General features: G+C 68.6%; 17 protein-coding genes. 8 read left to right on the forward strand and 9 right to left on the reverse strand.

Annotated features, from left to right (window positions below; translation table 11 throughout):
- Nucleotides 1-20: 20 nt before the first annotated feature.
- Nucleotides 21-1,808, reverse strand: a complete 1,788-nt coding sequence (locus tag CFB43_RS21120) for an SDR family oxidoreductase (RefSeq protein ID WP_089496422.1) — start codon at nt 1,806-1,808, stop codon at nt 21-23.
- Between the two features lie 45 nt (nt 1,809-1,853).
- Nucleotides 1,854-2,753, reverse strand: a complete 900-nt coding sequence (locus CFB43_RS21125) for a M24 family metallopeptidase (protein WP_089496423.1) — start codon at nt 2,751-2,753, stop codon at nt 1,854-1,856.
- Between the two features lie 506 nt (nt 2,754-3,259).
- Between CFB43_RS21125 and CFB43_RS21130 the strand changes: the two genes are divergently transcribed.
- The gene (locus tag CFB43_RS21130; RefSeq protein WP_089441870.1) at nt 3,260-4,537 is read left to right on the forward strand and encodes a haloacid dehalogenase-like hydrolase; all 1,278 of its coding nucleotides are present in this window, start codon (nt 3,260-3,262) and stop codon (nt 4,535-4,537) included.
- A 435-nt stretch (nt 4,538-4,972) separates the two neighbouring features.
- Here the strand turns inward: CFB43_RS21130 and CFB43_RS21135 are convergent, their stop codons facing one another.
- The 4 genes from CFB43_RS21135 to CFB43_RS21150 all read right to left on the reverse strand — a co-directional run bounded on the left by CFB43_RS21135 (nt 4,973) and on the right by CFB43_RS21150 (nt 9,575).
- Nucleotides 4,973-5,914: an Abi family protein gene (locus CFB43_RS21135; RefSeq protein ID WP_089496424.1), complete on the reverse strand. Its 942-nt coding sequence runs from the start codon at nt 5,912-5,914 to the stop codon at nt 4,973-4,975.
- Between the two features lie 157 nt (nt 5,915-6,071).
- Nucleotides 6,072-6,845: a slipin family protein gene (locus CFB43_RS21140; protein WP_039366413.1), complete on the reverse strand. Its 774-nt coding sequence runs from the start codon at nt 6,843-6,845 to the stop codon at nt 6,072-6,074.
- Nucleotides 6,842-8,419, reverse strand: a complete 1,578-nt coding sequence (locus CFB43_RS21145) for an NfeD family protein (RefSeq protein WP_089496425.1) — start codon at nt 8,417-8,419, stop codon at nt 6,842-6,844. The genes CFB43_RS21140 and CFB43_RS21145 overlap by 4 nt, the downstream gene beginning before the upstream one ends.
- Before the next feature lie 121 nt (nt 8,420-8,540).
- Nucleotides 8,541-9,575, reverse strand: coding sequence for an AraC family transcriptional regulator (locus CFB43_RS21150; RefSeq protein ID WP_089496426.1), 1,035 nt, complete (start codon nt 9,573-9,575; stop codon nt 8,541-8,543).
- Between the two features lie 137 nt (nt 9,576-9,712).
- On the opposite strand from CFB43_RS21150, the gene CFB43_RS21155 reads away from it, so the two are divergent.
- The 6 genes from CFB43_RS21155 to CFB43_RS21180 all read left to right on the forward strand — a co-directional run bounded on the left by CFB43_RS21155 (nt 9,713) and on the right by CFB43_RS21180 (nt 17,177).
- Nucleotides 9,713-10,846 (forward strand): acyl-CoA dehydrogenase family protein, encoded by a 1,134-nt coding sequence (locus CFB43_RS21155; RefSeq protein ID WP_089429048.1) that lies wholly within the window; start codon nt 9,713-9,715, stop codon nt 10,844-10,846.
- A 154-nt stretch (nt 10,847-11,000) separates the two neighbouring features.
- Nucleotides 11,001-12,707 (forward strand): AMP-binding protein, encoded by a 1,707-nt coding sequence (locus CFB43_RS21160; RefSeq protein WP_089496427.1) that lies wholly within the window; start codon nt 11,001-11,003, stop codon nt 12,705-12,707.
- 110 nt (nt 12,708-12,817) lie between these two features.
- Nucleotides 12,818-14,332, forward strand: coding sequence for a CoA-acylating methylmalonate-semialdehyde dehydrogenase (locus tag CFB43_RS21165; RefSeq protein ID WP_089496428.1), 1,515 nt, complete (start codon nt 12,818-12,820; stop codon nt 14,330-14,332).
- Between the two features lie 18 nt (nt 14,333-14,350).
- Nucleotides 14,351-15,250 (forward strand): 3-hydroxyisobutyrate dehydrogenase, encoded by a 900-nt coding sequence (gene mmsB / locus CFB43_RS21170; protein WP_059640845.1) that lies wholly within the window; start codon nt 14,351-14,353, stop codon nt 15,248-15,250.
- A complete protein-coding gene (locus CFB43_RS21175; RefSeq protein ID WP_089496429.1) occupies nt 15,250-16,041 on the forward strand; it encodes an enoyl-CoA hydratase in 792 nt (263 codons plus the stop codon). Before mmsB ends, CFB43_RS21175 begins: the two co-directional genes overlap by 1 nt.
- Nucleotides 16,038-17,177, forward strand: coding sequence for an enoyl-CoA hydratase/isomerase family protein (locus tag CFB43_RS21180; RefSeq protein ID WP_089496430.1), 1,140 nt, complete (start codon nt 16,038-16,040; stop codon nt 17,175-17,177). Before CFB43_RS21175 ends, CFB43_RS21180 begins: the two co-directional genes overlap by 4 nt.
- A gap of 61 nt (nt 17,178-17,238) precedes the next feature.
- Here the strand turns inward: CFB43_RS21180 and CFB43_RS21185 are convergent, their stop codons facing one another.
- On the reverse strand, nt 17,239-18,144 hold the full coding sequence (locus CFB43_RS21185) for a LysR family transcriptional regulator (protein WP_089475351.1): 906 nt from the start codon (nt 18,142-18,144) through the stop codon (nt 17,239-17,241).
- A 171-nt stretch (nt 18,145-18,315) separates the two neighbouring features.
- Between CFB43_RS21185 and CFB43_RS21190 the strand changes: the two genes are divergently transcribed.
- Nucleotides 18,316-19,854 carry an MFS transporter gene (locus CFB43_RS21190; RefSeq protein WP_089496431.1) on the forward strand — a complete coding sequence of 513 codons (1,539 nt, stop codon included), beginning with the start codon at nt 18,316-18,318 and terminating at the stop codon, nt 19,852-19,854.
- 42 nt (nt 19,855-19,896) lie between these two features.
- On the opposite strand, the gene CFB43_RS21195 is transcribed toward CFB43_RS21190, so the two are convergent.
- Together CFB43_RS21195 and CFB43_RS21200 are read right to left on the reverse strand one after the other, a co-directional pair.
- A complete protein-coding gene (locus CFB43_RS21195; protein WP_089496432.1) occupies nt 19,897-21,270 on the reverse strand; it encodes an efflux transporter outer membrane subunit in 1,374 nt (457 codons plus the stop codon).
- A 13-nt stretch (nt 21,271-21,283) separates the two neighbouring features.
- Nucleotides 21,284-23,353, reverse strand: coding sequence for a MacB family efflux pump subunit (locus tag CFB43_RS21200; protein ID WP_089496433.1), 2,070 nt, complete (start codon nt 23,351-23,353; stop codon nt 21,284-21,286).
- Nucleotide 23,354: the final 1 nt, after the last annotated feature.

Genomic DNA, 23,354 nt, shown 5'->3' on the forward strand with positions numbered 1-23,354 from the left:
CTGTGCGGCGCGATGCGCCGTCAATGCGATGCCATGCTGACGCGGGCGATCATCCGGCCGAGCCACGGCATGAAGCGGCCGACGAAGCGCATCGCGTGCGCCTCGCCGCCGACCGCGACGACGGGGCGGTTGCGCAGCACGCCGTCGACCATCGCCTGCGCGACGGTTTCGGGTTTCAGGCCGCGCATCTGGTACAGCTTCGTCGCGCGCTTGCGCAGCCGCGCTTCGTCCTGTGCATTGGCGCCCGCGTATTGCGTCGACGCCATGATTCCCGTTTCCGCGAAACCGGGGCACACGGCCGTCACGCCGATGCCTTGTTCCGCGAGTTCCGCGCGCATGCATTCGCTGAGCATCAGCACGGCGGCCTTCGTCGTCGCATACGCGGGCAGGTCGCGCGATGGCCCGAACGCGGCGGCCGACGCGGTGTTGACGATGTGGCCGCCGGTGCCGCGCGCGGCCATCTGCTGGGCGAACAGCCGCGAGCCGTGGATCACGCCCCACAGGTTCACGTGCAGGATGCGTTCCCAGTGCCGCGTGCTCGTGTCGAGGATGCCGCCGGCCATGCCGATGCCCGCGTTGTTGATCACGACGTCCGCGCCGCCGAGTTCGCTGCCGACCCACGTCGCCAGCGCTTCCATTTCATCGGCGGACCCGACGTCGACCCGCTTCGCGTGCGCTTGCGCACCGGTCAGCCCGATCAGCAGCGCGGTGCGTTCGGCGCTCGCGGGGTCGATGTCGCACGCGACGACCGTCGCGCCTTCGCGGGCGAACGCGAGCGCCGCACAGCGGCCGATGCCGCTGCCCGCGCCGGTCACCACCGCGACCTTGCCGCTGAAGCGGCCGCTCGTGGCGCGGCGGCGCGCGTTCGCGAGCGCGGGCGGTTCATTGCCCGATTCGACCGCGTCGATCAGTTGCCCGGCGAGCGCCGCGAAGCGCGCCGGATCGGCGAGCGGCAGCCAGTGGCCGGCCGCGACTTCACGGCGGTAGTACTGCGGTACCCAGCGCGACAGGTTCTCGGACAGCGCCGGGCTTACGTATTTGTCGCCGAGCGGCACGATCGTCTGCACCGGCGCATGCGCGTGGCGTTCGCGCGGCGCGAACAGGCAGCGGATGAAGTTCGCGCGATACAGGCGCACGCCGCGCGCGCCGTCGTCGGCTTGCGTCGGGCGCGGCATGGCGGGCGTCTTCTCGAGCCGGCGCAGCAGGCGCGGCCATGCGCGGCCGAGCCACAGCCGCCAGCCGAGTTCGGGGATGAACGGCAGGTGGAACAGGTACACGTACCACGACCGCGCGAGCTGGCCGCCGAGCTTGCCGAGCGACGCGGGCGTCGGGCGCAGTACGCGTTCGCGCAGCCAGAAGCCGACGTGGTCGAGGCACGGCCCCGAGCACGACGTGTACGACGCGATCCGGCCGGCGAGGCGCGGATCGGTGACGAATTCCCAGCCCTGGATCGAGCCCCAGTCGTGCGCGATCAGGTGCACGGCGCGGCCGGGGCAGAGCGCGTCGATCACCGCGACGAAGTCGTCGGTCAGCTTCGCGAGGTGGTAGTCGGCCGTGCGCTTCGGCACGCCGGACAGGCCCGCGCCGCGCACGTCGTACGCGATCACGTAATGCTTGCGCGCGAGCAGCGGCGCGACGTGCTGCCAGACGCTGCTGTCGTCGGGATAGCCGTGCACGAGCACGACCGGCGAGCGGGCCGGGTCGCCCCAGGTCTTGACCGCGAGCGTCAGGTCGCCGGAGGCGACCGCCGTTTCGCTGTGAACCGATTCGAACAGGGCCAGCGGTGCTTCGTCGGAAAGAGGCTGCATCGTGAGTCCGTCGTTCAGGGAGTCGGGAGGAAGGGCGCGTTCGGGTCAGGCAGCGGCCGGCACGGTCGCGACGGCCTGCAGCCGCTCGGCCTGGCGGCGCTGCCAGCGGCGCACGTGCGGCAGGTCTTCGTCGAGCCAGTACGCGTCGTCTTCGGTGATGACGAGCAGCTCTTCGAATTTCGCGCCGACGCCGGCGAAGCCGAGATGCGGCTCGACGGCCCACAGGCCCGGCACCGGCGCATGCTCGGAGCGGCGGTCGATCGACCACAGCGGCGACCAGCCCTGCTGTTTCGCCGCGCGGCCCTGGTCGAGCAGCAGGTTGCGCGTCGCGTTCAGCCCGAAGCGCGCGACGAAGCGCGGCTTCGACAGCTTGTGAATCTTCGCGACGCGGTGCGCGAGCACCTTGAACGGATAGGCCTTGTGGCGCGGCTCGACACCCTGGCGGCGGCACAGCGCGTCGACTTCCTGCGCGACCTCGGCCATCGGCCGGCGCGCCTTCACGAGCCGCACGATCATGTCGCGGTGATCGATCAAATCGTCCTGCAGCTGTTCGAGGATCGGGTTGTGGCCGAGGCAGTGCGCGTAGCCGACGTCGGCCACGATGCCGTCGAGCACCGGCGCGACGTCGAGGATCACCGGCATGTCGGTTTCGAGCTGCCGGTTGCTCGGGAAGAACGCGAGATTGAAGCCGCCCAGGTGCTTGAGGCCCGAGAAGCCCTCGAACGCGGTGCGGTCGCCGAACCACGCGAACGGCTTGTGCAGCCAGTCGTGCACGCCGTTGTCCTGCAGCCATTCGGTCAGCAGGCGCGCGGCTTCCTTTTCGGTGATGCCGGGGTAGAGCATCGCGCCGACGGTTTCGACGCAGCGGTACGCCAGCTGCTGGACCGCGCGGAATTGCGGCAGCTCGTCGAGGTGGACTTCCGGCAGCGGGGGATGGTCGGCCATGATGCGTCTCCGTTGGGGGTGCTGATCCGGAATGCGCCCGCCGGCATCACCGGCGCGGGTTATTCAGTCAGCATTTAATGTGTCATTGAGAAATGTAAAGATCATAGGCGGTTCCGGGACGCGCGCCAGCCCCCGAGGGTGAGGATTTGTCCTAATGGAAGGGCCGAAGTGGAGTGGAAACTCTAGATTTCCGGAAGTTGGGCCGGACGGCCCCCTGCGCAGCCGTCCGGGTCGGGACACTGACCGGGATCGTCACGCGCCGTCTTCCGGCGCCGGCCCGGATGGCCGCGTGCGCGGCCGCCTTGCGACGGCGCGACATGTCGCGCCGGATCAACTCCCCGTCGTGTCGCGACGTGACGCTGTCAAATTGCCGAAATAATTTCGTCACATCATTCGCCCCCGGTTCGGAGCCGTCCCGGCTTCGCCGCGCCGATCAGCGGCCGGTGCGCGGTGAGCCGCGCGGGATAGCGACTGAAACCGATTCGACATTTCCAGGGAGAGAGACCATGCAACGCCGCCAGTTCATGAATACCCTTGCCGCGGCGACCGCCGCGACATCGCTGATGCTCAAGGCCGGCACGGCCGGCGCGAAGAGCGCAGCCGTGCCGGATGCGCTGGACCCGGGCCGCTGGTCGCCGTTCAACGCCGCGCGCCTGCAGGCGGTGCTCGACCAGCATGGCGTCGCGAGCGCGCACTACGACGACAAGCGCCGCCCGTACGCGGTGTTCGACTGGGACAACACGTGCATCATGAACGACTGCGAAGAGGCGCTGCTGATGTACCAGATCAACCATCTGCAGTACAAACTGACGCCAGCCGAATTCGTCGACGTGATGTGGAAGGACGTGCCGAAGGGCGCCTTCATGAAGGACTACGCGACGGTGGACGGCAAGCCGGTGACGATGGAAGACCTCGCGGCCGACGTCGAATCCGACTATCGCTGGCTTTACGCGAACTACCAGGGATTCGGCGGCGACAAGAGCCTCGACGAGATTCGCGAGACCGATCAGTTCAAGGATTTCCGCGCGAAGCTGTACTTCATGTACGACGCGATCTGCGACACGCATCCGCTCGAGATCGGCTACAAGTGGATCATCTATTTCTACAAGAACATGACGACCGCCGAGCTGCAGGCGATGGCGGAAGCGTCGAACAACTACGGCATCGGCGATGCGTTGCGCAAGGTCCGTTACGAAAGCCCGAAGACGCTGCCGGGCAAGGCCGGCGTGGTGGCCGACACGCATTTCCACGGCATTCGCATTCACGAGGAAATCCGCGCGGTGATGCATACGCTGCGCGCCAACGGCATCGACGTGTACGTCAGCACGGCATCGCTCGACGATGTCGTGCGTGTGTTCGCCGGCAATCCGAACTATGGCTACGGCGTGCCGCCCGGGAACGTGATCGGCTTGCGTCTCGACATGCGGGACGGCAAGTACACGAGCACGTATCCCGCCGGCTGGCATTTCAACTGGGGGCCCGGCAAGACGGTGGGCATCCGCAACGTCCTTGCGTCGAAGAAGGGTTATGGCCCGCTGCTGGTGTTCGGCGACAGCGACGGCGACGCGTGGATGCTGCGCGACTTCAAGGACACCGCGGCCGGCGTGATCGTCAACCGGATGAAGAAGGGCGAGATCGGCGCGGACAGCAAACTCGCGGCCGAACAGATCGGCAAGTCGGACGCGCGCTTCCTGCTGCAGGGCCGCGACGAGCACACGGGCCTGATGATCCCGGACGAGAAGTCGATCAAGTACGGCAAGACCGAGCGCAAGCTGCTGGCTTGACGCGCGCCGGGCGCCGGGCGCTGGACGCTGGGCGGTTGCGGCCCAGCGTCCAGCGGAATCGACTGCCGCGCCGCGCGGGCCGGAAACGAGCGTCTCAGCGCTCGCGTGGCGCGCCCAACCGCTCCAGCAACGCCCCCAGCAGATCGACCGGGAGCGGAAACAGCAGTTCGCCTTCCGTACGAGAGGCGGGGATCGGCGCGGCGCGCGTGCACGGTCGACCGCGAGTGGGCGCGTCGTGGAATCCGGAAATGGGTCGGAACAGGAAGTAGGCCTGGAAATAAAAAAGGACGCTTGCGCGTCCTTTTGCCGTCTGAAGTGTTGCGCATCGTCGAGAGGCGTCCCCAGCGTTTTCATCGACGATGCTAGCGAAGTATCGACGGGATGTCAAAAGGCCTCACGCCGAAAACGGCGCAATCCGTTGCATCCGCCCTGAACTCACTGCCACGCCGGCGTCGCATGCCAATCGGTCGTGAAGCCGAGATGTGTCGCCGGGTCCACGTGTTCACACCCCGTCAACGTTGCTCGCAAGGCTTCGCGCCATTCGCCGCCATGACCGAGCGGGTCGAGCAGGGCCTTCATCATCGTCGCGCGGGCGTAGAACGTCTCGGGGCGGGGCATTTCCGGGGCATATCGGACAAGACTTCGCCCGGCTGGCTTGGCGGGGGGCGATACCGTCAGCTTCATTCCCCAAAGCCGAGCGTGGTGAGCGCACGCATTGCGCAAGTCGGTGAGCGATTGCAGCCAGCTGGTGAGCACCGTATCCGGGATGTCCGGCCACACGTGGCGCCCGGCGACCTTCCGGTCGTGAGTCGAGAGCGCGCTGAAGATCCGGGACAACGCGCCCAGGCTCAACCGCTCACAGACCAGCCAGATCGGCGGCAGGTCGGGGCTGGCGTAGGTTCGATAGTAGTGAGTCAGTGCCGAGCCTTTCCGCGTTTCGCATTCCCGGGCGATCTGATCCAGAATGCGCGCGTAGTGGCGCAGGTCGGCGAAACGGTCCCGCTCGACATACCAGTGGCTGCCGTAGTCGATTGCGAGGGGATTGCTCAGTGCAGCGCGCAACGCAACCTCGATGCGCTCGATCGCGTCCATCGTGACCGAGCGCAGACGTCGATCGAAGGCGTAGAGTTCAACGACGTCGGAGAAACGGGTTCGAGGCCAGAACCGCTTGGTGGCGGGGTTCTGAAACCGGCGCATGTAGACCAGCAGCCGGAAATGGCCGATCGACCGAAGCATTCGCAAATTCGCGGGACGATCGTCGATGCGCAGGCCGCGCTGCCACAGTCGATGCAGTGTTTCCTCGGCACTGAGGGCCACCTTGGCATAGGCCCTGGTTGGCGTCGCCGATACTGTCTTCCTTGTCCGAGTCTTGCCCATCGTTGATCCGTACTGCCATGCATGCGGATCTCGTTGTATACGCCAACGGAGCGTGGGCTGCCATCTTCCATACCATTTGGCCGATGAGGTTGCGCCGGTCGCTGTCGACGCCTGTAGTCCCTCGCCCGGCGGAACATGGCATATCCAAATGTCCGCCTCACCCCTCCCGCTTCCCCCCCAACCGCTCCAGCAACGCCCCCAGCAGATCGACCGGCAGCGGAAACACGATCGTCGAGTTCTTGTCCGCCGCGATCGTCGTCAGCGTCTGCAGGTAGCGCAGCTGCATCGCCTGCGGCTGCAGCGCGAGCCGTTGCGCGGCCTGCAGCAGTTTCTCCGACGCCTGCAGTTCGCCTTCCGCATGAATCACCTTCGCGCGCCGCTCGCGCTCGGCCTCGGCCTGCCGCGCGATCGCGCGGATCATCGTCTCGTTCAGGTCGACGTGCTTGATCTCGACCGTCGACACCTTGATCCCCCACGCGTCGGTCTGCGCGTCGAGCGTCTTCTGGATGTCGGCGTTCAATTGCTCGCGCTCGGCGAGCAGCGCGTCGAGTTCGTGCTTGCCGAGCACCGCGCGCAGCGTCGTCTGCGCGAGCTGGCTCGTCGCCTCGAAGAAGCGCGCCACCTGGATCACGGCCTTCTCCGGATCGACCACGCGGAAATACACGACCGCATTGACCTTCACCGACACGTTGTCGCGCGTGATCACGTCCTGTGCGGGCACGTCGAACACGACGGTGCGCAGGTCGATCCGCACGACCTGCTGGACGATCGGGATGATCAGCACGAGCCCCGGCCCCTTCACCTTCCAGAAGCGGCCGAGCATGAACACCACGCCGCGCTCGTACTCGCGGAAGATGCGGATCGACGACGCGACGAGCACCACGACGAAGACGATCAGGATGCTGCTGAAGCCGAACGTGAAACCGATCATGAAGGTTCTCCCTGGTGTTGTTCTCGATGGGGTTCCTGCCCCGGCACGTCGTAGAGCGGGGCGACGGTGAGCAGCAGCCCGTGGCGGCCGGTGACGCGCACGCGGCAGCCCGCGGCAAGCGGCGCACTGCTGGCCACGCGCCAGCGCTCGCCGCGCACGCGCGCCCAGCCGGCGGCGGACGGCGCGGCGCCGGCCGCAGCGTGCGGCTGGTCGGCCAGCAGGCCGTCGTCGAGCACCTCGCCGATGCTGCCCACCATCGCCTCGGCGCCCGTCACGACCGGGCGGCGGCGCGCGCGCAGCGCGACGCTCGATACGCCCGCGACGAGCAGCCCGCCGCCGAGCGCGAGACTCGCGATCACGGGCCACGGAATCCCGTAGCCGGGCACGTCGGTGTCGATCAGCATCAGCGCGCCGATCGTGAACGACACGATCCCGCCGAACCCGAGCACGCCGAAGGTCGGCAGGAACGCCTCGGCGACCAGGCAGCCGAGACCGAGCAGCACGAGGCCGAGGCCCGCATAGCTGATCGGCAGCAACTGCATCGCGAACAGCCCGACCAGCAGACAGATCGTGCCGGCGACGCCCGGCAGCACGAAGCCGGGGTTCGCGAACTCGAAGAACAGGCCGTAGATGCCGATCGTCAGCAGGATCAGCGCGACGTTCGGGTCGGCAATGATCGCCAGGAAGCGGCTGCGCCAGTCGGGCTCGACCACGACGAGCGGCGCATGCGCGGTCGCGAGCCGCACCGTGCCGGCGGTGGTCGTCGCGCTATGGCCGTCGAGCTGGCGGGCGAGATCGGCCGGATCCTGCGCGATCAGGTCGACCACATGCTGCGCGCGCGCCTCGCTCGCCGACAGGCTCACGGCCTCGCGCACCGCGCGCTCGGCCCATTCGGCATTGCGCCCGCGCAGTTGCGCGAGGCCGCGGATATACGCGGAGGCGTCCTGCATTGCCTTGCGGATCTCGGTCGATTGCGTATCGGTCGGCAGCGCGGCTTGCGAAGCGGCCGCATCGGACGCCCCCGACGCCCCCGAGGTGCCGCCCGGCATCCGCGGTGCCGCAGGATTCCCGCCCGGCGGCGCGGCGCCGCCGATGCCGAACTGCACGGGCGACGCCGCGCCGAGATTGGTGCCGGGCGCCATTGCCGCGAAGTGGCTGGCATAGACGATGTAGGTGCCCGCGCTCGCGGCCCGCGCGCCGCCCGGCGCGACGAACGCGGCGACCGGCACCGGCGAGCCGAGGATGGCCTTGATGATCTGCCGCATCGACGTGTCGAGGCCGCCGGGCGTGTCGAGCTGCAGGATCGCGAGCGGCGCGTGCTGGCGGGCCGCGCGGTCGAGCGAGCGCACGATGAAATCGGCGCTGGCCGGGCCGATCGCGCCGTTGATCGGGATCACGACCACCGGGCGGGCGGCGGCGGGGGCTTCGGCAGGTGGCGGCGCGGCGACAGCGGCGCACACGACGAGCAGCGCCGCGAACAGCGCGGCGCGCGCGACCCGCGCGGACAGCGGGTGACGAGGGTGGCCGCCGGGCGTGGCAGGCGCCGGCGACGGCCCGTGACGATAAAAGTGCATCGCGGCGTCCGGGCGGCGCGCGGCCGCGTGCCGTCCGGCTGGCGGAAAGGGCCTGGGCCCGATGCTTAAAGATTAGGCGGTTTCGGCACAAAGCGCGAAGCGACAGCCGTGCCGGCCGGCTTCAGCTCGCGCCGCCGCCCCGCGCGAGCACTTCGTCGCGGTAGTCGGCGGGGCTGCGCCCGCTCCATTTGCGGAACGCGCGGTAGAACGCGCTCGGTTCCGCGAAACCGGTCGCGGCGGCGACATCGGCGATCGTGCGCGCGGGGTCCGCCAGCGCCTCGAACGCGAGATCGCGCCGCAGCATGTCCTTGATCGACTGGTACGCGTGGCCTTCCTGGTGCAGCTTGCGGCGCAGCGTGGCCTCGGCCACATGCAGTCGCGCGGCCATCCCGCTGGCGCCCGGCCACGCCGCGGGCGGCATCCCGCGCAGCACCGCGCGCACGCGCTGCGCGAGCGCGTTCGGGTTGCGGTACTTGACGATGAAGCTGGCCGGCGCGTTGCGCAGGAACGTCTTGAGCGTCTTCGCGTTTTGCACGACCGGCAGCGTCGCGAATTCGGGATCGAAATCGACATACGAATCGGGCTCGTTGAAGCGCATGTCGTCACAGAACATCGACGGGTATTCGTGGTCGGCGGGTGGCGTGTCGCAGCGGAAGCTCGCATGCAGCAGCGGGATGCGCCGCCCGATCAGCCAGCAGGTGAGCCCGTACACGATGATGAAATAGGTCGCGTACGTGAACATCGCCGGCGTCGCGCCGTTGTTGCGGTGCACGAAGCGCAGCCGCACGCGCTGCGGAGTCGCGTCGAGCTCCGCATGCAGATCGTCGAGCACGCAGTGCATGAAATTCACCGCGCGCGCCATCGCGTGCAGGCCGTCGCGCGCGGACAGCGCCGCCTGGCTCATCGCGATGAAGCTGCCGCTGCGCATCGGGTGGCGATCCTGCCCGAAAAACTCGTCGTCGAGCGTGCGCGCGATCGCGTTCCACAGCGCGCCGTATTGTTGCGCGGACACCCGTGCGCGCGGCTGCCCGAGCAGCGCGGGCGCGATGCCGGCCTGCGCGAGCAGCGGCTCGGCCGCGACGCCGCGCCGGGTCGCGAGCGCGACGCTGTAAGCGACGAGGCTGATCGCGACGGTTCCCTTGTCTTCCTGCTTCATCCGTGCCGCCGGTGTGGCAAAAACGCTCAGTGTAAATGAGCGACGCGAGCATCGAACAGTCGCGCGGGCTTGCCTACACTTGTTGCATCGAAACGCAAGGACGGTCGCGCCCGGCGGCCGCGGGAGACAGCAGCACCATGGACGAGCTTTACACCGAAGACCAGCGGATGATCCGCGACGCCGCGCGCGCGTTTGCCACCGAGATGCTGGCGCCGAACGCGGCGCAGTGGGACCACGACGCGCACCTGCCCGACGCGATCGTCGCGCAGCTCGGCGAGCTCGGCCTGCTCGGGATGATCGTGCCGCAGGAGCTGGGCGGCTCGTATACGGACTACGTGGCCTACGCGCTGGCGATGGAAGAGGTCGCCGCCGGCGACGCCGCGTGCGCGACGATGATGAGCGTGCACAACTCGGTCGGCTGCGGGCCGATCCTCGGCTTCGGCACGCCGGCGCAGAAGGATCGCTGGCTGGCCGACATGGCGTCCGGCCGCGTGATCGGCGCGTTCTGCCTGACCGAGCCGCACGCCGGCTCCGAGGCGAACAACCTGCGCACGCGTGCGGAGTTGCGCGACGGCAAATGGGTGCTGAACGGCGCGAAGCAGTTCGTGACCAACGGCCAGCGTGCCGGCGTGGCGATCGTTTTTGCCATGACCGACCCGGAAGCCGGCAAGCGCGGCATTTCCGCGTTCCTGGTGCCGACCGACACGCCGGGCTTCATCGTCGGCAAGCCCGAGAAGAAGATGGGCATCCGCGCGTCGGATACGTGCCCGATCACGTTCGAGAACTGCGCGATTCCCGAAGAGAACCTGCTCGGCAATCGCGGCGAAGGGCTGAAGATCGCGCTGTCGAACCTCGAGGGCGGACGCATCGGCATCGCCGCGCAGGCGCTCGGCATCGCGCGCGCCGCATTCGACAAGGCACGCCGCTATGCGGGCGAGCGCGTGCAGTTCGGCAAGCCGATCGCCGAGCACCAGGCGATCCAGCAGAAACTCGCCGACATGGCCGTGCAGATCAACGCCGCGCGCCTGCTCGTGCATCACGCGGCGAAGCTGCGCACCGCCGGGCTGCCGTGCCTGTCGGAAGCGTCGCAGGCGAAGCTGTTCGCATCCGAGATGGCCGAACGCGTGTGCTCGGACGCGATCCAGATCCACGGCGGCTACGGTTACCTGGTCGATTACGAAGTCGAGCGTCACTATCGCGACGCGCGCATCACGCAGATTTACGAAGGCACCAGCGAAGTGCAGCGGATGGTGATCGCTCGGCAGCTTTGAGCCGCGGCGGTTACCCCGGCGACGACATCGCGCAGGGCACGAGGGCAGCGCGGCGAACGCGGCACGCAACGACGTGACCGTGCGCCGCAACGGAGGCAACCGGGCATGGGCTGCAGCGCATGTCCGGTTCGACGCATGGAGACTGGAGGACACGATGACGGTACAGGCATTCCTGGACGCGCGCGACTTTCTGCTGCGCCATCGCACCGACTACGAGACCGCGTACCGCGAGTTCGAGTGGCCGGTGCTCGACGCATTCAACTGGGCGCTCGACTACTTCGACCCGATGGCGCGCGGCAACGACCAGCCCGCGCTGTGGATCGTCGACGCGGCGACCGGCACGGGCGATCCGTATTCGTTCGCGCAGATGTCCGAGCGCTCGTCGCGGATCGCGAACTGGCTGCGTTCGATCGGCGTCGTGCGCGGCGACCGGATCCTGCTGATGCTGCCGAACCGCGTCGAGCTGTGGGACGCGATGCTCGCCGCGATGAAGCTCGGCGCGATCGTGCTGCCGGCCACCACGCAACTGTCGCCCGACGACGTACGCGATCGCGTGCAGATCGGCGGCGCGAAATACGCGATCGTCGACGAGAACGAAACCGCCAAGTTCGAACAGCCGGATCTCGGCCTCGCGCAGAAGATCGTCGCCGGCGCGCCGCGCGCGGGCTGGCTCGCGATGAACGACGGCTATGCGGCGAGCGCCGATTTCGAGCCGGACGCCATCACCCACGCGAACGATCCGATGCTGCTGTACTTCACGTCGGGCACGACGTCGAAGCCGAAGCTCGTCGAGCATACGCACCGCACTTACCCGGTCGGCCATCTGTCGACGATGTACTGGGTCGGCCTGCAACCGGGCGACATCCACTGGAACATCAGCTCGCCGGGCTGGGCCAAGCACGCGTGGAGCTGCTTCTTTGCGCCGTGGAATGCGCAGGCGTGCGTGTTCGCCTTCAACTACGCGCGTTTCGAGCCGAAGGTCGTGCTCGATGCGCTCGTCAAATACCAGGTGACGACGCTGTGCGCGCCGCCGACCGTGTGGCGCATGCTCGTGCAGCAGCCGCTCGCGTCGTTCGACGTGAAGCTGCGCGAGATCGTCGGCGCGGGCGAGCCGCTGAATCCCGAGATCATCGAGCGCGTGAAGAAGGCGTGGGGCATCGCGATCCGCGACGGCTACGGCCAGACCGAGACGACCTGCCTGATCGGCAACTCGCCGGGCCAGCCGGTCGTCGCGGGCTCGATGGGCCGGCCGCTGCCGGGCTACCGGATCGAGCTCCTCGACCCGGACGGCACGCCGGTGACCGAAGGCGAGGTCGCGTTGCCGATCGGCGCGGACGTCACGCGCCCGGTCGGGCTGATGAAAGGCTATGCGAACAACCCCGACGCGACGGCCTACGCGATGCGCGACGGCCACTACCGCACGTCGGACATCGCGATGCGCGGCGACGACGGTTACTACGTGTACATCGGCCGCGCGGACGACGTGTTCAAGTCGTCCGACTACCGGCTGAGCCCGTTCGAACTCGAAAGCGTGCTGATCGAGCATCCGGCGATCGCCGAGGCGGCCGTCGTGCCGAGCCCCGACCCCGTGCGGCTGTCGGTGCCGAAGACCTTCATCACGCTGCGGCAGGGCTACGAGGAGAGCCCCGAACTCGCGCTGGACATCTTCCGCTTCTCGCGCGAGAAGCTCGCGCCGTACAAGCGCATTCGCCGCCTGCAGTTCGCGGAGCTGCCGAAGACGATCTCGGGGAAGATCCGCCGCGTCGAATTGCGTCGCCGCGAGATCGAGCGCGGCGACGATGCCAGTGAACGGATGCCCGGCGAATACTGGGAAGAGGATTTCGCCGCCGAACTGAAGTGACGTGACCGCGGGCTGTGCGCGCCGCATTCCGCGGCCGCCGCCCGCAGCCGAATTGAACCGGCCGCGCGGCGATATCGCGCTTCGCGGCCCTCTGCCAGGAGATTGGATCGATGAACGCGAATTCGAAAGACGTGCCGACGGTCAAGCTGCTGATCGACGGCGCCTTCGTCGAGTCCGCCACGAACGAGTGGCGCGACATCGTCAACCCGGCGACGCAGCAGGTGCTCGCGCGCGTGCCGTTCGCGACCGTCGCGGAAGTCGACGCGGCCGTGCAGGCCGCGCACACCGCCTTCGCGACGTGGAAGAACACGCCGATCGCCGCGCGCATGCGCATCATGCTGAAGTTCCAGGATCTCGTGCGCACGAACCAGCAGCGCATCGCGAAGACGCTGACGGCCGAGCAGGGCAAGACGATTCCCGATGCCGAAGGCGACATCTTCCGCGGCCTCGAAGTGGTCGAGCACGCGTGCTCGATCGGTTCGCTGCAACTCGGCGAGTTCGCGGAGAACGTCGCGGGCGGGGTGGACACCTACACGCTGCGCCAGCCGCTCGGCGTGTGCGCGGGCATCACGCCGTTCAACTTCCCCGCGATGATTCCGTTGTGGATGTTTCCGATGGCGATCGTGTGCGGCAACACGTTCGTGCTGAAGCCGTCGGAGCAGGATCCGCTGTCGACGATGGAGCTCGTCGAACTCGCGGTCGAGGCCGGCGTACCGAAAGGGGTACTGAACGTCGTGCACGGCGGCAAGGAAGTCGTCGACGCGATCTGCACGCATCCGCTCGTGAAGGCGATCTCGTTCGTCGGCTCGACGGCGGTCGGCACGCACGTGTACAACCTCGGCAGCGCGCACGGCAAGCGCGTGCAGTCGATGATGGGCGCGAAGAATCACGCCGTCGTGCTGCCCGATGCAAACCGCGAGCAGGCGATCAACGCGCTCGTCGGCGCCGGCTTCGGCGCGGCCGGCCAGCGCTGCATGGCCACGTCGGTCGCGGTGCTCGTCGGCAACGCGCGCGACTGGCTGCCGGACATCGTCGCGAAGGCAAAGGCGCTGAAGGTCAATGCGGGCGCGGAAGCCGGCACGGACGTCGGGCCGGTCGTGTCGAAGGCCGCGAAGGAACGCATCCTGTCGCTGATCGACGCGGGCGTGAAGGAAGGCGCGAAGCTCGAGCTAGACGGCCGCGACGTGAAGGTGCCCGGCTACGAGCAGGGCAATTTCGTCGGTCCGACGATCTTCTCGGGCGTGAAGACGAACATGTCGGTCTACACGCATGAAATTTTCGGGCCCGTGCTGGTCGTGATGGAAGCCGACACGCTCGACGACGCGATCGCGCTCGTCAACGCGAATCCGTTCGGCAACGGCGTGGGCCTGTTCACGCAGAGCGGCGCGGCTGCGCGCAAGTTCCAGAGCGAGATCGACATCGGCCAGGTCGGCATCAACATCCCGATTCCGGTGCCCGTGCCGTTCTTCAGCTTCACGGGTTCGCGCGGCTCGAAGCTCGGCGATCTCGGCCCGTACGGCAAGCAGGTCGTGCAGTTCTACACGCAGACCAAGACGGTCACCGCGCGCTGGTTCGACGACGACACGACGGCCGGCCCGGTGAATACGACGATCCGGCTGCATTGAGCGGCGGAGGACACGAACATGAAAATCGGTTTTATCGGCCTTGGCCACATGGGCGCGCCGATGGCGCTGAACCTGCTGAAAGCAGGCCATGAAGTACATGCGTTCGACCTGAGCGCCGACGCATTGCGCGCGCTGCAGGACGCCGGCGCACAGGTGGCCGCGTCGCCGCGCGATGCGGCATCGGGCGCGACGTTCGTCATCACGATGCTGCCGGCCGCCCCGCACGTGCGCTCGGTACTCACCGGCGAGAACGGCGTGCTCGCCGGCCTCGGCGCGGGCGCGACCGTGATCGATTCGAGCACGATCGACCCGGCGAGCGCGCAGGCGTTCGGCGCGCTCGTGCGCGAGCACGGCGGCGCGTTCGTCGATGCGCCCGTGTCGGGCGGCACCGGCGGCGCGGCGGCCGGCACGTTGACCTTCATGGTCGGCGGCAGCGATGCGGATTTCGAGCGCGTGAAGCCGGTGCTCGCGGGCATGGGCAAGAACATCGTCCACTGCGGCGCGACGGGGATGGGGCAGGTCGCGAAGGTCTGCAACAACCTCGTGCTCGGCATCTCGATGGCGGCCGTGTCGGAGGCGATGTCGCTCGGCGTCGCGCTCGGCATCGACCCGAAGGTGCTGGCCGGCATCGTCAATACGTCGACGGGCCGCTGCTGGAGTTCGGATACGTACAACCCGTATCCGGGCGTGATCGAGACCGCGCCGTCGTCGCGCGGTTACTCGGGCGGTTTCGGCACCGACCTGATGCTGAAGGATCTCGGCCTCGCGAACGATGCCGCGAAGCAGGCGCGCCAGCCCGTCTATCTCGGCGCGCTCGCGCAGCAGCTGTACCAGACGATGAGCAGCCGCGGCGACGGCCAGCTCGATTTCTCGGCGGTGATCCGCCTGTACCAACCGGCAACGAAGAAGGACGCGTGATGATCGAACTCGACTACGTCGACGACGGCGCGATCGCGTGCGCGACGCTCAAGCGTCCGCCCGCGAACGCCTTTACCGCCGACGGGCTGCGGCAACTGCAGGAAACCGTCGCCGAACTGAATGCGAACCCGCGCGTGCGCGCGCTGGTGATCACCGGCGACGGCCCGAAGTTCTTCAGCGCGGGTGCCGATCTCAACACGTTCGCCGAAGGCGACCGCGCGGTGGCACGCGCGATGGCGTCGCGGTTCGGCGCGGCGTTCGAGGCGCTGCACGACGCGCGCGTCGTGACGATCGCGGCGATCAACGGCTACGCGATGGGTGGCGGGCTCGAATGCGCGCTCGCGTGCGACCTGCGGATCGCGGAGACGCATGCGCAGATGGCGCTGCCCGAACCGTCGGTCGGCCTGCTGCCGTGCGGCCTCGGCACGCAGACGCTGCCCTGGCTCGTCGGCGAAGGCTGGGCGAAGAAGATCATCCTGACCGGCGCGCGCGTCGACGCGGCCACCGCACTGCGGATCGGCCTCGTCGAGGACGTCGTGGCGTCGGGCGCATCGCGCGATGCCGCGCTGGCGCTGGCACGCAACGTCGCCCGGCAGAGCCCGCATGCGGTCGCTTACAGCAAGGAGCTGATCGGCCTCGCGCGCCGCGGCGTGCCGCGCGGCGCGGCGCTCGCGGTCGAGCGTGAACGTTTCGTCGACCTGTTCGACACGAACGATCCGCGCGAAGGCGTGGCTGCATTCCTCGGCAAGCGCGCGCCGCAGTGGCACAACGACGGAGAGCCGCAACGATGAGCACGCCGGTGACGAATCACGACGCGTTCGCGGAGCAGGCACCGGAGGTGCTGTTCCGCGTGGTGAACCGCGTGGCGCTGATCACGCTGAACCGGCCGGCCGCGCTCAATGCGCTGTCGTACCCGATGATCGGCGAGCTGGCCGCGCTGCTCGAGCGCTGCCGCAACGACGACCAGATCGTCGCGGTCGTGCTGCGCGGTGCGGGCGAGAAGGGTTTCTGCGCAGGCGGCGACGTGCGTGCGCTGTACCGGATGGTCGCGCAGCGCGAAACCTGGCTGCCGTTCTTCGTCGACGAATACCGGCTCGACTACGCGATCCATACGTTCCCGAAGCCGGTGGTCGCGCTGATGGACGGCGTGACGATGGGCGGCGGCATGGGCCTCGCACAGGGCGCGGCGCTGCGTGTCGCGACCGAGCGCAGCAAGATCGCGATGCCGGAGACGCGCATCGGCCTCGTGCCCGATGTCGGCGCGACGCATTTCCTGTCGCGCATGCCGGCCGAACTCGAGCTGTACGTCGGGCTGACCGGCGCGATGCTGTCGGGCGCCGACGCACTTACGGCGAAACTCGCGGATCTGTGCGTGCCGTCCGCGTGGCTCGACACGTTCGAGACGCGCATCGAAAGCGTCAAGTGGGAAGGCGATGCATTGCCGTTGCTGCGCAAGGTGTTCGAGCCGCCGTGCAACGTCGTGCCGCACGCGGCGCTCGACAGCCAGATGCCGTGGATCGTGCGTCACTTCGACAAGCGCTCGACCGTCGAGCGGATCGTCGCGACGCTGACGCAGGATCTTGCGCGCGAGGAGCTGTCGCGCGAGCACCGTCAATGGCTGCAGGCGACGCTCGATGCGCTCACCGGCCACTCGCCGACGATGCTGTGCGTGACCCGCGAGGCACTGCTGCGCGGCCGCCAGATGACGCTGGCCGAATCGTTCCGGATGGAGCTCGGCATCGTCGCGCGCGCGATCGAGGAAGGCGACTTCTGCGAAGGCGTGCGCGCGCATCTGGTCGACAAGGATCGCAAGCCGCGCTGGGCACCCGCGTCGCTCGTCGAGCTGCGCGCCGAACGCGTGCGGCATTTCCTGACGTCGCCGTGGAAGTTGTTCGCGCATCCGCTGGCCGATCTCGGCGCGGCGTGATGCTCCGACGCGCCCCCGCGGCGCGTCGGATTCATTTCATCCCATCCCATCCCGTCTCACCTCACCGTTCGATCATCGGCGGCACCGCCTGCGCGAGCGCGTCGATCACGCAGCGCGTCTTGCGCGGCAGGTAGCGCGTCTTCGGCCAGATCGCGTGGATGTCGCCTTCGCAGACGAAGCAGCGGTCGAGCACGACCGTCATCTCGCCGCGCTTCACGTAATGATCGAGCAGCCAGCTCGGCAGCCACGCGATCCCGAATCCCGACGCGCCGGCCGCCGCGATCGCCTGCACGTCGTCGAAACTGAGCTGGTGCGGCATGTCGACCCGCACCGTCGAGCCGTCCAGCGCACGCAAGTCCCACGGTTGAACCACGCCCGAGCGTGAATACGCGATCGTCCGGTGGTCTTTCAGGTCGTCGAGCGTCTTCGGCATCCCGTGGCGGGCGAGATACGACGGCGCCGCGCCGAGGCTGCCGTATTGCGTGCCGAGCCGCCGCACCGCGAGGCTCGTGCTGTCCGCGAGCGTGCCGATCCGCACCGCGAGGTCGATGCCTTCCTCGACGAGATCGACGAAACGGTCGGTGATCGACACGTCGATCCGCAAATGCGGATAGGTGCGCGCGAGATCGAGCACGATGGGCGTCACGCAGTGATGCCCGAACGCGAGCGGCACGCTCAGGCGCAACTTGCCGCGCGGCTCGTTGCGGCCGCAGTCGAGGTCGGCTTCGGCCGCTTCCAGTTCCGCGAGCGCGCGCACGCACCGGTCGTAGTACGCCTGGCCGTCGTCGGTCAGGCTCTGGCTGCGCGTCGTGCGCTGCAGCAGCCGCGCGCCGAGCCGCTTCTCGAGCCGCGCGATCGCTTTGCCGACGGCCGAACGCGTCATATCGAGGCGCTCCGCGGCGAGCGCGAAGCTGCCCGATTCCACTACCTGGACGAAGGTCGTTACACCGTCGAGTCTGTCGGTCATGGGCGGGATTGAGTCCTGAAATTCCCCAGTCTGGAGAAATCCGTGCGTCAATGGGGATGAAGATTCTCACTATAGTACCGATTCCTGTTCAGCGTGCGTCGCCGGCCGCACGCGGAGCATCCCTCTTACCTGGAGGCGCGCGGCCCGTTGCCGGGTCGCGGCGCAATACGCATGACGCAATCCGACTCCCGCAGGAATGCGGTCGCGCTCGCGGCCGTCTGTCTCACGTCGCTGATGTTCGGCCTCGAGATCTCGAGCGTGCCGGTGATCCTGCCGACGCTCGAACACGTGCTGCATGGCGATTTCAACGGCATGCAGTGGATCATGAACGCGTACACGATCGCGTGCACGACCGTGCTGATGGCCGCCGGCACGCTCGCCGACCGGTTCGGCCGCAAGCGCGTGTACGTGATCGGCACCGTGCTGTTCGGCGCGACGTCGCTGCTGTGCGGGCTCGCGCCGAACGTGCCGATGCTCGTCGCGGGGCGGCTGCTGCAGGGCGCCAGCGGCGGCGCGATGCTGATCTGCCAGATTGCGGTGCTGTCGCACCAGTTCCGCGAGGGCCGGGAGCGTGGCCGTGCGTTCGGGATCTGGGGGATCGTGTTCGGCATCGGGCTCGGGTTCGGGCCGATCGTCGGCGGCGCGATCGTCGCGCTGGCAAGCTGGCCGTGGGTGTTCCTCGTCCATGCGCCGCTCGCGGCCGTCGCGCTCGTGCTGATCGGCGGCGCGGTGCAGGAGTCGCGCGATCCGCACGCGGGCAGGCTCGACGTCGCAGGCATCGTCACGTTGTCGCTCGCGGTGCTCGGCCTGGCGTTCTACATCACGCAAAGCGCGGCGCTCGGGCTGACCAGCGCGGCCGGCCTCAGCGTGCTCGGCGCGACCGTGCTGGCGCTGGCCGGCTTCTTCATCGCGGAACGCGCCAGTGCGCGGCCGATGTTCGATTTCTCGGTGTTCCGGATTCGCGCGTTCACCGGCGCGATCTTCGGTTCGATGGGGATGAACTTCAGCTTCTGGCCGTTCATGATCTACCTGCCGATCTGGTTCCAGGTCGCGCTCGGCTACGACAGCGTGACGGCCGGCCTCGCGTTGCTCGCATACACGTTGCCGACGCTGGTCGCGCCGCCGTTCGGCGAACGGCTCGCGCTGCGCTACGGGCCGGGCGTCGTGATCCCGGGCGGCCTGTTCACGATCGCCGCGGGGTTCGCGCTGATGCGGATCGGCAGCGCGGCCGACCACGCCAGCTGGATCACGATGCTGCCCGGCTGCGTGATCGCCGGCATCGGGCTCGGGCTCACGAATACCCCCGTGACCAACACGACGACGGGTGCGGTGCCGAGCTCGCGGGCCGGGATGGCGTCGGGCATCGACATGAGCGCGCGGATGATCTCGCTCGCGCTGAACATCGCGGCGATGGGTTTCGTGCTGGTCGCGGGGATCGTCGCGAGCCTGAAGGGCGGTGTCGCGGGCACGATCGGCGATGCGGCGCTGCGCCGGCTCGCGCAGGAGATTGCGTCGGGCCGCACGGACGGATTGCACGAGATCGCACCGGCGCTCGCGCAGGCCGACCCGAGCGGCGCGGCGTTGCACGCGGCGCTCGTGCACGGATTCGGCTGGGTGATGGTGTACGGCGCGGCGGGCGTGGCCGTGCTCGCGACGGCGAGCGCGGTGGCGTTCGCGCCGGCGCGGCGCAGAGCGCCCGTGTGTGAATGACACCGCGCCTGATCGGCGCGGCCGGCCCGGTGCGCGCTTCGGTCAGGACATCCCGCCGCCGAGCGCGCGGTACAGCGTCATCTGGTTGTTGAGCCGGTTCAGGCGCGTCAGTTCGTCGGCGCTTTGCGCGTCGCGCAGCCGCTGCTGCTGGTCGAGCCACGGCTGCACGGCGGTCGCGCCGGCCGCGAAGCGCGCGGCGGCCAGCTGTTCGGCGCGCTGCGCCTGGGTCAGCGACAGCGCGCGCTGCTCGGCTTCGCGTTCGAGCTGCACACGCGCCGACAGCGCGTTCTCGACTTCCGCGAGCGCCGTGTAGAGCTTCTGGCGGAACCCGACGACGGCTTCCTCGTACTGCGACTTCGACACCTTGATCTGCAGCTGCATCGTGTTCCACTGGATGAACGGCAGTGCCAGGCCGAGCCCGAGCGTGCCGACCGGATTCATCAGCACGCGCTCGAGGCTCGTGCTCGACGTACCGGCCTGCCCGGTCAGCGTGAAGGTCGGATAGAAGCTCGTGCGCGTCGCGTCGACTTGCGCCAGCGATTCGCGCAGCCGGAATTCCGCCGCGCGCAGGTCGGGACGCCGGCCGAGCAGGCTCGCGGGCAGGCCGGCCACGACTTCCGGCGGCGCCGCGACGGGCAGTGCGGATGGCTCGGCCGCGCGCTGCTGCGGCGGCCGGTCGAACAGGATCGCGAGCGCGTGGCGATTCTCGGTGCGCTGCTGGATCAGTTGCGTCTGCGCGGCGCGTTGCGCGGCGAGGCTCTGTTCGGCCTGCGCGAGATCGAGCCCCGACACGGCGCCGGCCGTGTGCCGCGACCGCACGACCGCGAGCGTGCGGACTGCATACGCGATGTTCGCGTCGCCGAGCGCGATCTGCCGGTTCAGATAACCGATCTGCCAGTACAGCGACGCCGTCGTGCCGATCAGCGACAGCCGCGCGGCTTCGAGATCGGCGGCCGTCGCGTCGGCTTCCCAGCGCGCGGCGTCGCGCAGCGCGGCCAGCCGGCCCCACAGGTCGATTTCATAGCTGAGCGAACCGGTCACGCCGCTCGTCCGGCTCATCCGGTGCGTATCGAGCGTGCGCGACACGGCGCCGTTCGCGCCGACCGACACGTTCGGCGTCAGGTTCGTATCCGCGAGCCCGGCTTGCAGTTGCGCGCGGTACACGCGGATCGCCGCGATCGCGAGGTCGTTGTTGGCACGCAGCGCGTCGTCGATCAGCGCGTCGAGTTGCGGATCGCCGAAGCTGCGCCACCAGTCGCGTGTGGTGGCCGGTGCATTGGCGGAAACCGGTGCCTCCCAGTTCGCGGGCATCGCGACAGGGGGCAGCGGTTCGTGGCGCGCGCCGGCGCAGCCGGCGAGCAGCGCGGCCGCGCACGTGACTGCGCCCAGGCGGTGAAGCGGTGAGGAATGCGTCATGACAGGTCTTTCTTCAATCGCGCGCGAGCGCATCGATCGGATCGAGCCGCGATGCGTTGCGCGCGGGCATGAAACCGAAAATCACACCGGTGAGCGTCGAGCAGACGAACGCGGTCACGATCGCGCCGGCCGAGAACACCATCTTCCACTGCACGACGAACATCGAGAACAGCGCGCCGAGCCCGAACGACAGCGCGATGCCGATCGTGCCGCCGAGCAGGCAGACGAGCACGGCCTCGACGAGAAACTGCTGCAGGATGTCGGATTGGCGCGCGCCGACCGCCATCCGGATGCCGATTTCGCGCGTACGCTCGGTGACCGACACCAGCATGATGTTCATCACGCCGATCCCGCCGACGACGAGCGAGATCACCGCGATCAGCGACAGCAGCAAGGTGAGCGACTGGCCGGTCTTCTCGACGGTCTTCACCACGCTGTCCATGTTGTACGTGAAGAAGTCCTTGCGGCCATGGCGCTGCGTCATCAGCTTTTCGAGGCTTTTCTCGGCGGCGGCGCTCGGCTGCCCGTCGCGCACGCGCACGGTGATGCTGTCGAGATGGCGTTGCCCGAACAGGCGCCCGCTCGCGGTGGTGTACGGCACCCACACGTTCAGGCTCTTCACGCTGCCGAACGCGCTCTTCTTGTCGGCGGTCACGCCGATCACGACGCACGGCACGTTGTCGATCAGGATCACTTCGCCGATCGGGTTGCGCGTCGCGCCGAACAGCTTGCGGCGCGTGTTCTGGTCGATCACGGCCACCTGCACCTGGCGGCGCACCGCGTCCTCGTCGAATGCGACACCCTGCGCGAAGCGCATCCCGCGCGCCTGGAAGAAGCGGTCGCCGACGCCGCTCACGAGCGCAGTCACGTCGACGTTGCGGTAGCGCAGCAGCAGCGTGCGCGACGTTTCGGGCGTCGCGCTGTCGACGTACGGCTGCTCGGCGAGCGCGGCGACATCGGCGGGCACGAGCGTCTGGATCGCGTCCGCGCGGCTGTCGCCCCAGTCGGTGCCCGGATAGAGGTTGATCGTGTTCGTGCCGATGCTGCCGATCTCGTCGAGCATGTAGCGCTTCGCGCCTTCGCCGATTGCGACGATCGACACGACCGACGTGATGCCGATAATGATGCCGAGCATCGTCAGCAGCGTGCGCAGCCGGTGCGATACGAGTGCAATCCACGCCATCCGGCAGGCCTCGGCGAAGCGGCCGGAGCCGGCGGCGAAGCGTGGCGTGCGCGTGCCGGGTTCGGTATCGGCGTGCGCCTCGGTGTCGACCGGTGCGGGCGGCGGTAACGTGTCGTGGCGATCACGGGCGGGTAGTGCGCTGGCTTCCGCTTCGGTCGCTTGTACTGCTTCCGCTGCGTCGACGCCCGCTTCCGCGAGCGCTTCCGCATAGTGCCGATTCGGCCGGTCGGCGACGATCTCGCCGTCGCTGATCTCGATGATGCGCTTCGCGTGGCGCGCGACGGCCTGGTCGTGCGTGACGATGACGATCGTATGGCCGAGCGCGTTCAGCTCGTGCAGGATGCGGATCACGTCCTGGCCGCTTTTCGTGTCGAGCGCGCCGGTCGGTTCGTCGGCGAGGATCACCTGGCCGCCGTTCATCAACGCACGCGCGATGCTCACGCGCTGCTGCTGGCCGCCGGACAGTTGTCCGGGCCGATGGTGCGCACGATCCGCGAGCCCGAGGCGTGCGAGCAGTTCGCGTGCGCGTGCGTGCCGTTCGGCGCGCGGCGTGCCGGCATAGATCGCGGGCATCTCGAGGTTCGCGACGGCGTCGACGTGCGGCAGCAGGTGGTAGCGCTGAAACACGAAGCCGAAATGCTCGCGACGCAGTTGCGCGAGCTCGTCGCTGTCGAGCATGTGCGTGTCGCGGCCGCCGACCGTGTAGGTGCCTTCGCTCGGGTGGTCGAGGCAGCCGAGGATGTTCATCAGCGTCGACTTCCCGGAGCCCGACGCGCCGACGATCGCGACGATCTCGCCCGCGTGGATCGACAGGTTGACGTTGTTCAGGACAACGACATCCTTGTCGCCGGCCGGAAAGCGTCGCGTGACGGCAGCGAGTTTCAGCAGGGGCTGGCCCATC

It is taken from the genome of Burkholderia sp. AU15512 (genome assembly GCF_002223325.1).
Lineage (GTDB): Bacteria > Pseudomonadota > Gammaproteobacteria > Burkholderiales > Burkholderiaceae > Burkholderia.